Genomic DNA, 14,253 nt, shown 5'->3' with positions numbered 1-14,253 from the left:
TCCATACCTGGAAATTTCAGCCATTTATAAAAAATGGCTATGGTAAAAATACGCCTGTTGAAAGATAACGATCACCACGGTCGCAGATAATCGCAACAATGGTGGCATTCTCTACGCTTTTTGAAAGTCTCAGAGCTGCCGCAACGGCCCCACCTGACGAAACACCACAGAATATTCCCTCTTCACGAGCCAGCTGCCTCATGCACTCTTCAGCCTCTCTCTGACCAATATCCATCACTTCATCAATAGCGGAACGGTCAAAAATGGCTGGTAAATATTCAGGGCTCCAACGACGAATACCCGGTATTTGAGCTCCCTCTTCTGGCTGAAGGCCAACAATCTGAATAGAAGGGCTCTTTGTTTTCAGGTAACGAGAGGTGCCCATTATTGTCCCGGTTGTCCCCATGGAGCTGATAAAGTGCGTCACTGTACCTTGGGTTTGCTGCCAGATTTCCGGCCCGGTCGTACCATGGTGAGCTAATGGATTATCAGGATTGGCAAACTGGTTAAGCACCTTCCCCATTCCCTGCTCTTGCATTTCCAGGGCTTTATCACGGGCACCTTCCATTCCATCACTGACAAGAATCAGTTCCGCTCCATAGGCACTCATTGCTGCACGACGCTCGGCACTCATATTGTCCGGCATAATCAGAATCATTCGATAACCACGAACAGCCGCCGCCATGGCTAGCGCTATTCCCGTATTACCACTGGTGGCTTCAATTAATGTATCCCCCGGCCTGATGGCATCACGGGCCTCGGCCTCCGCGATCATCGACAAGGCCGGGCGATCTTTCACTGACCCGGCCGGATTCTGCCCTTCCAGTTTGAGCAATATGGTATTGGAGCTATTCCCTTGCATGCGTTGCAGGCGAACCAGAGGGGTATTGCCAATAATCGACTCTATTGTCGGATATTCCATGGACATATAACTTACGTAGACTTTATTATTCCAGCACAGAGAAGAATAGTTCTGGCTATTGGCTATTTATCAGCGCCCTTACCCTAAAAAACAAACCTCTGGAGCCTGTCGGACTTAACCAGCCGGAGCAAGACAAGTCCTACACATTCCTGAATATAAGGCGTTTATTTTTTAATAGCTTTGAGCATAACCCTGCAATAATACCGAACAAAAGCCAAACAGGGAAAGGCAGTACCATGAAACAGCACCTTATGGCATTCCGCCAGCGCATACTTCTACTGGCTTTTCTGCCCGGCATTATCGTTTCCCTACTCATGGGCGGTGTCTATCTGAGTAAGCGCTATAACGAGCTGGATAACCAGCTCATGGCCAAGGCATTGACTCAGTCTGAACAAAAAGCAGCCATTGCGTCACTACTACTGAATAAAACCCAGCGTGAAGACCTTCAAACCCTGATCAGTATGCTGCTCGATGATATGGATATACGTGCGGTCAGTCTGGTCGATGAGCAAGGCAAGGAAATTGTCCATGCCGGCCCCAAGCTCACTGATACCGGAAAATCATCCTCATTGATGGGTGCCGGCCAGAGGTGGTTCCAGAGCGATCAGGTCATACAGGTTGCCAATCCAATCTCCAGCCCAAATACGACAAAAAGCAGTGGCTGGCTGATTATTGATTACACCTATGCAGAAACTCACCTGACCCGTTATCGCTCTCTGGCGTTCAGTATTATCGTCATCTCGATGGGGTTAGCGATTGCATTGGTTATTAGCCTTAAGCTGGGCAATGGCGTTACCCGCCCACTGGATCATATGGCAAGGGTCATTGGTCGTATAAAGAATGGCTTCTTTGATACCCGACTGCCAGACAACCCGAGTAGCCTGATGTATGAACTGGAATCATCTATCAATGAAATGCTCGATAGCCTGCAGGCCAAACACCAGAAGATGACCAGTCATATTGCCCAATACAATGATGAGCTGCAGGAAACGCTGGAAACCATTGAAGTTCAGAATGTCGAGTTGGATCTCGCCAGAAAGGAGGCTCTTGAGGCAAGCAGGAGCAAGAGCGAATTTCTGGCTAATATGAGCCACGAAATCAGAACTCCTTTGAATGGTATTATTGGTTTTTCCAACCTGATGCTGAGCTCCAGGCTCACAACACAGCAATACGACTACGTCAGCACCATTGAGAAATCCTCTCAAGGACTTCTCACCATGTTGAATGACATTCTTGATTTTTCCCGTATGGAGGCCGGGAAGCTTGAACTGGATCCCCAGCCCGTCAGCCTTCGAGAGATCGTTGAGGATGTTATGACTTTTATGGCACCTGCTGCGCATGGCAAGTCTCTGGAAATTGTTCACTTTATCTACGACGACGTTCCTGAGAATATCATTATTGATGGCCAGCGGTTGAAACAGATCCTGACCAACCTCATCAGCAACGCTATTAAATTCACCAGTTATGGTTCCGTCGCGGTTCGAGTAATGCTGGATCAGGAAGGCAAACCTCATCAGAAAGAAAGTAGTGATGAACCCCTGACCTTGAGAATTTCAGTGGCGGATACTGGCATTGGGCTAACCCGGGAGCAGCACCATAAACTATTCCATGCTTTTGCCCAGGCAGACGCCAGCCGAACACGCAAGGCTGGAGGAACCGGACTTGGCTTATCAATCTGTAAAAATCTGGTTGAGCAAATGGGTGGAGAAATTGGCCTGGAGTCCGATTTAGGACAGGGGGCAACATTCTGGTTTACCTTTAAAACAACCCTTAATGACAAAAATAGTGAACCGACTGCTCATGATGGTTCTGAGCAAAAAAACATCGTACCGACACTGTTGAACGGCCGGAAAGTACTCCTTGTCGAGCCCCATGAGCTGACTCGGCTCTCAATTTTTCATTTGCTGGATAAACTGGGTGCAAATATTACCGCAACAGCCAGCATCCAACAGGGAGTCTCACCCAACAAGACAAGTGTCTCCTACGACTTTATTTTCATTAATCTTGATGATGTCGAACCCATTCAGGTTATCAGGCACTTAAAAGAATCCTATAAAAACGCCAGTATTATTGTTCTCAGTTCAGCAGGCATCACAGGAACAATGGATCCTGTGATGCCTGAAAGTACTGACACACTTTTGAAGCCTGTTGGACTGAACAGACTGAAAGCACTGCTTACCCATATAAAAACAGATCAGGAAGGCAAAGACACTCATCAACAACAGACCTACAAAGCCCTGAACATTCTGGCCGTTGATGATAACCCCGTAAACCTGAAATTGCTCAAAACCATTCTTGGAAATCTGGGGCAACATTTACAAACCGCAGAAAATGGTTTTGATGCCATTGAACTTTGCAAGCAGTTCGCTTTCGATATTATTTTCATGGATGTCCAGATGCCGATAATTGATGGACTTGAAGCAACAAAGAGAATTCGAAGTGAGCTCCCAAATCATCAGCGTACCCCTATCATTGCAGTGACTGCCCATGCACTGCCCGAGGAGAAAAAGATACTTTTGCAAAGTGGATTTGATGACTACCTGAGTAAACCAGTCAGTGAGAAACACCTAATCAGTATGATGAATCAGTGGGCTAAGATGCCAATCGACACGGAGAATAGAGAATACTTCCCAACATCAAAAATCAGCGTGTCTATCAATCAGACAATCGAGCAGGCTGAAAGCCCAGTTGACATCAATCTTGCTACTCAACTGGCCGCAGGAAACCGGAGTCTGGCTCAAGAAATGCTGCTTATGATGCAAGATGGATTGGATGATGACCTAGAGACACTCAAAGAGGGATGGACCACCAACGATTTTTCAGCGGTACTGGAGCGTGTACATCGATTACACGGAGCCTGCCGATACTGTGGAGTCCCCGAACTTGAACGTGTTTGCAACCGGCTGGAAACACGACTGAAAAAATACAATACCCTGAACAATGATAAAGTCAGGGAAGATTTTCAATTATTGATCCAGTCCATCATCCGACTGAATGAGTGGGAAATAAAGAGCCTGAATACGGCTGAATCAGAAGTCTGATACCCATTAAACTTTCCAACTGTTATTAGAATGATGGGCTGGGCAGAATAGAGAAGCTGGTGCGACGAGTCATACTATGGTGATGAGAAAGAGAGCTGATATCAGCTCTCTAATACGACAAAGGCAATCGCATTATCCTGTTCATCAGAGAGACTGAGGTGAAGCCGCTTAACCGCTCTTTGATGCTGCAGCTCAAGACCATAATCATACAATAACAGCCCAGGAGCTCCGGACGCGTTATTTCTTACTTCTATGTGCTGAAATGAAAGCTTACCGATGCCCGTTCCAAATGCCTTGGCAACCGCCTCCTTGGCCGCAAAACGCTTAGCCAGCCAAGCTGCAGAGGATGAGCGCTCCCGCCATTGTGACTGTTCATAATCGGTGAGAATTCTTCTGGCAAACGCATCACCCAGCCGGCTGAGTGAACGCTCTATCCGATCAATTCTTACAATATCGGTGCCTATACCCACAATCACTTAAAACGCTTTCCGTGAAGCTTCCAACATCAGCGCTTTCATTTCACGAACCGCTGGTTTCAAACCGGTAAACAGTGCACGGGCAATGATCGAGTGACCAATATTCAGCTCATTGACACCGGCAATCATCGCCACAGGCTCAACATTCTGATAATTAAGGCCATGGCCAGCATTGACGATCAATCCCTGTTCCAGACCAAATACAACAGCATTTCTAAGACGTTCAAGCTCATCCTGCATGGCTTCAGCCGTCAAAGCTTCGGCATAAGCACCGGTATGCAGCTCAATAGCAGGCGCTCCTGCCCTGGCTGCTGCCTCAACCTGATCGAGATCAGGGTCGATAAACAGAGAAACCTCACTGCCCTGCTTTCCGAGGCGATCACAGGCTGATGACACACTGTCAAAAAGGCCTTTGACATCCAGTCCGCCTTCAGTTGTTACTTCTTCCCGCTTCTCAGGAACCAGGCAGACATGTTCAGGTCTGACCTTTTCGGCGATCGCGATCATTTCGTCGGTAACCGCCATCTCAAGATTCATTCTTGTCTGCAGAACATCACGAATCCGAAATACATCATGATCCTGAATATGCCGACGATCTTCGCGCAGATGCAGTGTGATGCCATCTGCCCCCGCCTCTTCAGCTTCAATTGCAGCCTGCACAGGATCTGGGTAGCGAATTCCCCTAGCCTGCCTGATGGTTGCAATATGATCAATGTTGACACCCAGCAAAATACGCTGATGAGGAACCATGAATAAACCTTCCCGTTAATCAAACAATGTCAGTCTTTGGCAATAAATCAGGCTTTCCCGAATGCGCTCGAGTCCGCCCTGCAAACAGCATTCGGCTCTGCATCGGCCTTTCACCGATAAGCGGTCTCATGGCCTGTCTGGTAAACCGCTTAAAACCCGGATAGAAATCAGTATTTGAGAAATCCCTGACCGAAAGCGCTTTAAGCAACTCTGCAGTGTAGCAAAAAGGTCTCTCATGGTAACCGATATGCTCATTTGCCGGGACCAGCCCATGCTCTGGTTCAAAGCGGTAAACCATGCCTTCTTTTAGAGGAGCACCACTAAGTGCATCCCAGTCAAGAGATGGGGCATAACCACAGAGTTCCAGCAAATCCAGCTCAAATGATCGGAGCAAAGGTTCAAGAGGAGCGCTCTGATTAAGATGAGCCAATGTTTCCCGGTATAAATCCGTCACGCCATCGACCGGCTGCCCTGGAATCATTGATCTCATCAACAACTCATTGGTATAGAATCCACAATAGAGTCGTTCACCCGTAAGAAAGCTAAAGCGATCAAGCTCAAGATCAACCAGAGTCTTCAACTCGCCTCGCCCCTTCCAGCGAACCAGTACCTGGTGAAAAGGCTGTAATAGTGAAGCTAGCCGGGACTTCGACTGCCGTACCCCACGAACCACCATGGCCATACGGCCATGATCTTCCACTAAAAATTCAGCAATGACAGAACGCTCTTTATAAGAGCGCCGATGAAGCAACCAGGCTTTATGAAAATCATTCCCAATCACTGGTTGTGATCATACCCCAGACTTTTCAGGGCACGCTCATCATCCGACCAGCCTGCCTTAACCTTAACCCAAAGATTTAGCATGACTTTTGAGTCGAACATATGCTCCATATCTTTACGGGCCTCCTGTCCGATTTTCTTCAGCCTTGCCCCCCGGTCACCAATCACAATGGCCTTCTGACCCGCTCTCTCAACAAGAATCAGTGCACTGATGGTCAACAGAGGACCTTTTGGCCTCATTTCGTGCTTGAACTCTTCAATTTCTACCGTAACTTCATAGGGCAACTCATCGCCAAGCTGCCTCATTACTTTTTCCCTCACCAGTTCAGCAGCAAGGAAGCGCGAGCTCCGGTCAGTCAGCTGATCTTCAGGAAAGTGATGGATACCTTCGGGGATCAGCTGGGTAATCATTTCATCCAGCTGTTTCAGGTTATGGCCGTGCTGTGCGGAGATTGGCACCACCGCATGAAAATCCATATTTTCAGACAGGGACTCAAGATGCGGGATCAATTGAGCCTTGTCACTGATCTTATCCACCTTGTTAACCGCAAGAATGACTGGACAACGGGCTCCTTTTACCTTTTCAAGGACCATCTGATCCTCTTCATTCCAGGTAAGCCGGTCAACCACAAAAACAATGGCATCAATACCTGCCAGAGCACTGCTGGCAGCCTTGTTCATATAACGGTTGATCGCTTTTTTCTGAACTTTGTGCATTCCCGGTGTATCAACATAGACCGTCTGAACGCCCTGCTCTGTCTTGATGCCAAGCACCTGGTGACGTGTCGTCTGAGGGCGGCGGGAGGTGATAGAAAGCTTCTGCCCAAGAATATGATTCAACAGGGTGGATTTACCAACATTGGGTCTGCCAACGATAGCAACATAGCCACAGCGGGTGAGCTCCGAAGAGGGATCGGACAGGCTGAATTCATGAGCAGTGGGCTCTTCGCGATTTACATCAGATGTCATCTGTTTTCTGCTCTCTATTCTACGCCAAGCAATTTCAATGCATTGCGAGCCGCCTGCTGTTCAGCACCACGACGACTCGACCCTTCCCCCTTTGACGGCTCATCCAGACACTCCAGTACACAATTCACTGAAAAGTGCTGATCATGAGCTTCCCCCTGAATGTCAGTCACTTGATATTTTGGCAGTGACTGCTGCCGAGCCTGAAGATATTCCTGCAAGCGGGTTTTTGGGTCTTTATTCTGCTCATCCGTCGTGGTCAGCTTATCCAGACGGGTTGTAAACCAGCTGCGAATTCGCTGGTGGCAAACAGCCATCCCGGCATCAAGATAAATCGCACCAATAATGGCCTCAACCGCATCCGCAAGAATCGACTCCCGCCTGAAGCCTCCGCTTTTAAGCTCACCAGAGCCAAGACGAAGAAAATCACCCAGCTCAAACTCCCGCCCAAGCTCCGCAAGCGTTGCACCACGAACCATTCGAGCCCGCAGACGGCTCAACTGACCTTCTTTGGCATCGGGGAAACGCTCATAGAGCGCTTCAGCAATCACAAAGTTCACAATCGAGTCGCCAAGGAACTCCAATCTCTCATTATTACGACTGCCAAAGCTACGATGAGTGAGCGCAAGCTCTAACAGGCTCTGATTGGAAAATTCATGCCCTAACTTTCTCTGAAGTCGGGCAAGTTCAAGCATTTTCACTGAGTTCCAGCTTTCCAGTTATGTTCAAACGTTAATACAAGATCAACGTTATAGAAAAAATGAATCCGCCGCTCGTAGTCAATATCTACAGCAACAACACCGTTTTCGCGGGTTACATTAACCTCATTGCGATCAAGCTTAACCAGATTTAACTGCAGCCCTTTATTTATCCAGGTTCTAACCTGAGTAACGGATGCAGTAGAAGAGCCCGGCCGGTCGGTTAACGAAGACACTACCTGCTTTACAGAGTGGTCATCCATATAAAACGGCACAACCTTAACCGCAAAAGACAACAATAGTCCACCAATTAACAGGTAAAACAACCAGCTGACCGCACCACTGCCTCGCTGCCTGCTCTTCATACCATACATAAGATTCTCTCCTTAGAGTTCCTATACAGCTTACTCAATCGCCCCATTATTCTTAAAGCCGGGCAGTTGAGTCCAGCTAGGCCAGTGCATCCAAATGTAAACCGCCTTACCTACAATGTTTTCTTCTGGCACAAATCCCCAGTAGCGACTGTCATTACTGCGGTCACGGTTATCCCCCATGACGAAGTACATGCCTTCAGGCACCACCCATTCACCTTCAGCCCTGAAATCATTGCTGGTCAGTTCTTTACGAATCTGGTACTGCTTTCCTTCACCTTCGTTATAAAGACGGTAAATAGATCGGTCATCACTTAACTGAGCGACAAACTCCTCAGGTACTGGCTTACCATTCACGGTCAAACGCTTTCCCATGTACCGGACCACATCACCAGGCAGGCCAATTACACGCTTAATAAAGTTGATATTTTCTTTACCTGGCTGTTTAAACACCATCACGTCACCACGATCAGGCTCACCAATGGAAAGAACCTTGGTTCCTGTCACTGGCAAGCGCAAACCGTAGCTGTATTTATTAACCAGAATAAAATCACCCACTTCCAGAGTCGGAATCATGGAACCAGACGGAATTTGAAAAGGTTCGAACAAAAAGGATCGAATCACGAGAACAAACAAGAGAACAGGAAAAATGGATTTAGAAGTCTCAACGATCGCTGGCTCCTTAGCCAGCTTTTCAGCAGCCTCTGTGCCCGCCCCCACATCATTGAGTTGTGCAACCGCTGCCAGACGCTTCGGCAACAGGAAAAATCGGTCTATAAGCGCAATGATACCCGTAATGAAAACTGAGAGTACCAATAGCAGCGGAAAGTTAAAATCCATGGCTGTTTTTCTCTAAACCTGTTTTATCAGACCTGAACCCATCGGCAGATCTGCACAATAAAGTCCAAAATGCAGTAATTCCCCGGCACACAATGAGCCGGTAATCCGGCTCATTGTGTCAACCTTACATAGTGCAGGTTATATATAATAAAAGGTCAATTACTTGTCGACCTTAAGAACTGCCAGGAAGGCCTCTTGAGGAATTTCCACACGCCCCACCTGTTTCATTCTCTTCTTACCTGCCTTCTGTTTCTCCAACAGCTTACGCTTACGGCTAACATCACCACCATAACATTTGGCCGTTACGTTCTTTCTCAGTGCCTTAACCGTTGTACGAGCAATAATCTGACCACCGATGGCAGCCTGAATGGCAACATCAAACATCTGACGATGAATGATCTCTTTCATTTTTTCAGTCAAAACCCGTCCGCGGGAAACGGCGTGATCCTTGTGCACAATCACTGCCAGCGCATCTACCTTTTCACCATTAATCAGAATGTCAACCCGAACCATTTTGGCGGATTCAAAACGATCAAAAGAATAATCCAGAGATGCAAACCCCCTGCTCACTGATTTCAGTCGGTCAAAGAAGTCCAGAACGACTTCATTCATCGGAATATCATAGGTTAGCGAAACCTGACCGCCGGTGAACTGCATATCTTTCTGTACACCACGCTTTTCAACACAGAGAGAAATCACATTGCCAAGGTATTCCTGGGGTACCAGAATATTTGCCCGGGAGATGGGTTCACAAATTTCATCAATTCCTGCGGGATCAGGTAATCTGGAGGGGTTATCTACTTCAACCACGCTGCCATTCTTCATATGACATTCATAGATTACCGTTGGTGCGGTGGTAATCAGATCCAGGTCATATTCACGCTCAAGACGCTCCTGAATGATTTCCATATGCAGCATACCCAGAAAGCCGCATCGAAAACCAAAGCCCAGCGCATCACTGCTCTCCGGCTCATAAAACAGCGAAGCATCATTCAGGCTTAATTTCTCAAGCGCATCACGAAAATCTTCAAAGTCATCAGCGCTGACTGGGAACAAGCCTGCATAGACCTGCGGCTTAACATGTTTAAAGCCTGGCAGCGCCTCAACATCCTGAGTTTTCAGGTGAGTCAGAGTGTCACCGACGGGGGCACCGTGGATATCTTTGATACCGGCAACCACGTAACCAACCTCACCGGCTTTAAGCACCCCGGTAGGTGTCCGCTTTGGAGTAAAAATACCAACATTATCCACCACATGAGATTGTTTGGTGGATTTTACAATGATCTTCTCGCCCTTGCGTAACGTGCCATTTTTAACTCGAACGAGAGACACTACACCAAGATAGTTATCAAACCATGAATCAATAATCAGTGCTTGCAGCGGGCCATTAATGTCACCTTCGGGGGCAGGAATCGTTGACACCAGACGTTCAAGAACATCTTCAATTCCCAGACCACTCTTGGCAGAGCAGCGAACAGCATCGGTTGCGTCAATACCGATAATCTCTTCAATTTCCTGTGAGACCCGGTCAGGCTCAGCCTGAGGCAGGTCCATTTTGTTAAGGACCGGCATAACTTCCAGCCCCTGTTCTATCGCTGTATAGCAGTTAGCAACGGACTGGGCTTCTACCCCCTGCGCCGCATCAACTACCAGCAAGGCACCTTCACAGGCAGCCAGAGAACGTGAAACCTCATAGGAAAAATCGACGTGCCCTGGAGTATCAATGAAATTCAACTGATAGGTATTACCATCTTTTGCATGATAATCCAGCGTAACACTCTGAGCTTTGATCGTAATTCCACGCTCACGTTCAAGCTCCATAGAATCAAGAACCTGAGCCTGCATTTCACGATCACTGAGCCCTCCGCAGGTTTGAATAAAACGGTCGGCCAGCGTCGATTTCCCATGGTCGATATGGGCAATGATTGAAAAGTTCCGAATAAGGCTTAGGTCGCTCACGATAGCATCTACTATAAAAACATCACAAAAAGTTGTCCCCGCAGTGGCGGGGACTTTCTTGGCCTAAACAGTTGGCCTGCAGATCAATATGACGCTTCTGGGCGAAGCCAAAGCATAAGTTTTTTAACTCATGCTGAGAAACAGGCTTCAGCGGCGCTTAACAATGTGTCTGATCTGTTATTAATGATTCCTCACTATTCTATAACATGTCAGCACAGTACTCCATGGTCATATACTGTGCTGATCATAATTGGTCACTCCTGTAGGCGGAAAGTGATGTAACCCGGGCTACCTCCACGAATTACCCTCATGGAAATTGAGCGATTTTTGGGCAGTTTGGCAACCACTTTTTTGAATTCTGCGACAGTAGTCACACTGCGATTATTAAGGTCCGTTATAACATCACCCTGCCGCAGCCCAATAGAGCGCCCTGCCCCCCTATTGACACCGATCACGACAAGCCCCTGGACATCCTCATCCAGACGCAACTTACTGCGATAATTCTCATCTAGCTCAGCAACCTGAACACCTAACGGATTTTTATCAGAAGATGCCTTACCACCGTTCTTTTCAGGGGGAGCGCCCTCATCCGGTAACTGACCTACTTCAACAGTCACGTTTTTTCGTTTGCCATCACGAATAAATTCAAGAGCAGCTTTCTCACCCGGAGTAACAACACCAACAGACATGGGTAATATTCCAGAACTGGTAATTGCTCTATTATTGAAACGAACAATAATGTCCCCAGGATGCAGTTTTGCTTTATCGGCCGGGCCACCTGGCACAACCTGACTTACCAGGGCTCCCATTGGCTTTTCAAGGCCAAATGACTCCGCAAGATCACGATCAACATCCTGAATAGCCACTCCTAGCCAACCGCGCGTTACATAACCTTTATCCTTCAGCTGATCCACCGCCCACATAACGTGATCAACAGGTATGGCAAATGACAACCCCATAAAGCCGCCAGAACGGGTGAAAATCTGTGAATTAATTCCAATCACTTCCCCATTCATATTAAATAGAGGACCACCTGAGTTGCCAGGGTTAATAGGTACATCAGTTTGAATAAATGGAACATATGAGTCGTTGGGCAAGCTTCTGTTCAGAGCACTGACAATGCCTTTGGTAATCGAGTATTCAAAATTAAACGGAGACCCTATGGCCGCCACCCATTGACCAGGCTTAATTGTCTCAGAATCACCAAGTTTGACCACTGGCAAGCTTCGGTCACTTTTAATTTTTAGCAATGCAAGGTCAGATCGCTTATCAGCACCTATTAGCTCTGCTGGCCGCTCACTCCTATCACTGAGCCTGACAATGATCTGATCAGCACCATCGATGACATGATTATTTGTCAGAATATAGCCGTCTGAGGAAATTATAAAACCAGACCCCAGAGACATTGGCTGAGAGCGACCAGAACCACCATCATCAGGCAATGGAATACCAAAATACCGCCTGAATATTTCAGGAATCTCTTCACCACCGGGACCATAAATCTGCTGCCTGGCTTTTGGTTTAGCCAAAGTACTGATATTAACTACAGCAGGTGAAGCTTGCTCAAAAAGCCCAGTAAAATCTGGCAACCCAGATCTATCAACCGAAGCATTTGCCAATGACACATAAAACAAAAGAAGCGATATTCCAACACTCTGGAATGACCTTTTGAAGAGAAAAAATACCCTGCTCATAAATATGATTTCTCCATTTTTTGATAATTAAAAGTATTCACCGCAGACATATAACCCCTGCAATAATATTTATAATCACATGATAGAGATTTGATTTCGGCCAGATACTATCCGCCATGAAAGCAAAATGCATACAGATTCGTGTAAACTAAAGAGTACTTATCATCGAGCGATTAAAACTGCCCCAAAGATGAATTTCGTTCAGACGAGAGCTCTGAAAACCCCCACTCCTTTGAAGGCAGCTTCCTTATCACTTCCACACGACACATATCAGCAGACCTTTTTCCAACCACCCTTACCAAGCTAAACCCACTTAGAAGCAGGATGCCAGCGACAAGAGCCAGCACCCAGTCTGCAACCACCAACAGAGATAGCAACCAGACTCCAGACATCATCAGTAAAAGCGGAAAAAGATATAGCAGAAATGAAGCCTTCAACAAAGAACCTTCCGGAATCCCAACGATAACTCTATCACCCTTTTTAAGCACAATAGCGCTAACTGCATTGATGTATGAAAGTGAAGCATCGGGCTTGTACTTTTCGGAGAGGTGCTGACCACAGCCATTGCGCGCACTACAGCTAGCACAACTGGATTGTCTAACTGTTTCCACCCAAACACAGCCACGCTCTACACCAACCACCCGTCCCTGCTCTTCTATCATTTTCCTGAACGCCTGAAGCACATCGGTAACGAAACAATAAAAGAAATATCCAACCCAAAGTCCAGCAAACTTACTTGATCATTACATCAGGGCGTTTTTTTTATTGGACGAACAGAGACCGCCACTCGCTCTGCGGTTCCAAGTGGAAGATCACCAACGACAGTGACATGGAAGTACTGATCACCTTCTCGGTAGATCTTTGAAACGGCAGAGAGAGCTCCGATTTTTTCTGAAGCCTGACTAAGAACACGAGTATCGTCTTTCTCAACAAAAACAGAAAAACCGGCAATACCATCAGAAAAGATAAGCGCATCTACACTGTGTTCACTAACAGGTGAAGGTCGAACACTTCTGCTTTCCAACACAAAACCATCAGGTAACCAGCCAGTCTCCCAATCAAGAGGCAAAACAGAATTCTCTGGATACTCTTTCAAGGAGCTACTTTTTACGTGGATAGTTTCATCAACAGCAGAGGGCTTACGCTCTAGAAGAGCCTGAGCATCATCTGATAGCTGACCTATGCTCAAAGCGGTAAACTGTAAACGCTCAATAATTTTGCCCTGCTCATCAACCATTACTGATTTGAGCAGCAATGAAGACTGCCTGTCGAGCCATAACTGGTATCCGTAGCGAAATCTATCCTTTGGCAGTACAAGCAATAAGACAGCCTCTCTACCAGCAACTCGATCAATACCGATAATTTTCAAATCATAGTAACTGTCAGTCACACCTGAGCGAAATTTGTTTATCACTGGCATCAACGAACCATGATTAAACTTCGTGACCCCTTCATTGTAACTTGAAAAGAAGAGCTCACTGCCAGAACGCATTACCTCTCGGGGTGCACCATCGAGATAAAGAATACGCTCTCTTTCCGGCCTTTTCTGATCTTCAGCCTGATGAATAATACTCAACGTTTCAAGCTGTGCACCCTGCTGATAAACAAACTCACCTTGAAAACTGAGCTTTTTAGAAGATTCAGCCATCCTTTCAAGCAGGTAACTGGCATCTTGCGTAGCTTCTGCATACAAAAATCCGCTGACAAAAAAACACAAAATCAGCAGCTTTCTGGAAATCCATTGCATCTGTTTCAT

13 protein-coding genes are annotated in these 14,253 nt (G+C 46.9%); 1 reads left to right on the top strand and 12 read right to left on the bottom strand.

The features are described 5' to 3' along the window. Positions 1-37 precede the first annotated feature (37 nt). Positions 38-928, bottom strand: a complete 891-nt coding sequence (cysM, locus tag ACOCLE_RS06695) for a cysteine synthase CysM (protein ID WP_419536049.1) — start codon at positions 926-928, stop codon at positions 38-40. A 230-nt stretch (positions 929-1,158) separates the two neighbouring features. Here cysM and ACOCLE_RS06690 point away from each other — a divergent pair, with 230 nt between their 5' ends. Beyond that, positions 1,159-3,963, top strand: a complete 2,805-nt coding sequence (locus tag ACOCLE_RS06690; RefSeq protein WP_419536048.1) for a response regulator — start codon at positions 1,159-1,161, stop codon at positions 3,961-3,963. A 101-nt stretch (positions 3,964-4,064) separates the two neighbouring features. Here ACOCLE_RS06690 and acpS read toward each other — a convergent pair whose 3' ends face one another. The 11 genes from acpS to ACOCLE_RS06635 form a co-directional block, all read right to left on the bottom strand. Next, a complete protein-coding gene (gene acpS / locus ACOCLE_RS06685) occupies positions 4,065-4,439 on the bottom strand; it encodes a holo-ACP synthase (protein ID WP_419536047.1) in 375 nt (124 codons plus the stop codon). Continuing rightward, complete coding sequence (pdxJ, locus tag ACOCLE_RS06680) at positions 4,440-5,189, bottom strand: pyridoxine 5'-phosphate synthase (RefSeq protein ID WP_419536046.1); 750 nt, start codon at positions 5,187-5,189, stop codon at positions 4,440-4,442. A gap of 19 nt (positions 5,190-5,208) precedes the next feature. Then, the gene (recO, locus tag ACOCLE_RS06675; RefSeq protein ID WP_419536045.1) at positions 5,209-5,970 is read right to left on the bottom strand and encodes a DNA repair protein RecO; all 762 of its coding nucleotides are present in this window, start codon (positions 5,968-5,970) and stop codon (positions 5,209-5,211) included. Next, positions 5,967-6,938, bottom strand: coding sequence for a GTPase Era (era, locus tag ACOCLE_RS06670; RefSeq protein WP_419536044.1), 972 nt, complete (start codon positions 6,936-6,938; stop codon positions 5,967-5,969). The genes recO and era overlap by 4 nt, the downstream gene beginning before the upstream one ends. Positions 6,939-6,952: 14 nt before the next feature. Continuing rightward, positions 6,953-7,630: a ribonuclease III gene (gene rnc / locus ACOCLE_RS06665; RefSeq protein ID WP_419536043.1), complete on the bottom strand. Its 678-nt coding sequence runs from the start codon at positions 7,628-7,630 to the stop codon at positions 6,953-6,955. 2 nt (positions 7,631-7,632) lie between these two features. Further along, positions 7,633-8,007, bottom strand: coding sequence for a DUF4845 domain-containing protein (locus ACOCLE_RS06660; protein ID WP_419536042.1), 375 nt, complete (start codon positions 8,005-8,007; stop codon positions 7,633-7,635). A gap of 30 nt (positions 8,008-8,037) precedes the next feature. Further along, a complete protein-coding gene (lepB, locus tag ACOCLE_RS06655; RefSeq protein ID WP_419536041.1) occupies positions 8,038-8,844 on the bottom strand; it encodes a signal peptidase I in 807 nt (268 codons plus the stop codon). A 159-nt stretch (positions 8,845-9,003) separates the two neighbouring features. Continuing rightward, positions 9,004-10,803, bottom strand: a complete 1,800-nt coding sequence (gene lepA, locus ACOCLE_RS06650; protein WP_419536040.1) for a translation elongation factor 4 — start codon at positions 10,801-10,803, stop codon at positions 9,004-9,006. A 254-nt stretch (positions 10,804-11,057) separates the two neighbouring features. Next, positions 11,058-12,497 (bottom strand): DegQ family serine endoprotease, encoded by a 1,440-nt coding sequence (locus ACOCLE_RS06645; protein ID WP_419536039.1) that lies wholly within the window; start codon positions 12,495-12,497, stop codon positions 11,058-11,060. A 173-nt stretch (positions 12,498-12,670) separates the two neighbouring features. Next, positions 12,671-13,159 (bottom strand): SoxR reducing system RseC family protein, encoded by a 489-nt coding sequence (locus ACOCLE_RS06640; protein ID WP_419536038.1) that lies wholly within the window; start codon positions 13,157-13,159, stop codon positions 12,671-12,673. Between the two features lie 86 nt (positions 13,160-13,245). Beyond that, a complete protein-coding gene (locus ACOCLE_RS06635; RefSeq protein WP_419536037.1) occupies positions 13,246-14,253 on the bottom strand; it encodes a MucB/RseB C-terminal domain-containing protein in 1,008 nt (335 codons plus the stop codon).

Origin of the sequence: Endozoicomonas sp. (genome assembly GCF_965196975.1) — a bacterium.
Taxonomy (GTDB): Bacteria; Pseudomonadota; Gammaproteobacteria; order Pseudomonadales; family Endozoicomonadaceae; genus Endozoicomonas.
Note: the sequence above shows the minus strand (reverse complement) of the source record. Positions and strands in the feature narration are given on the sequence as shown.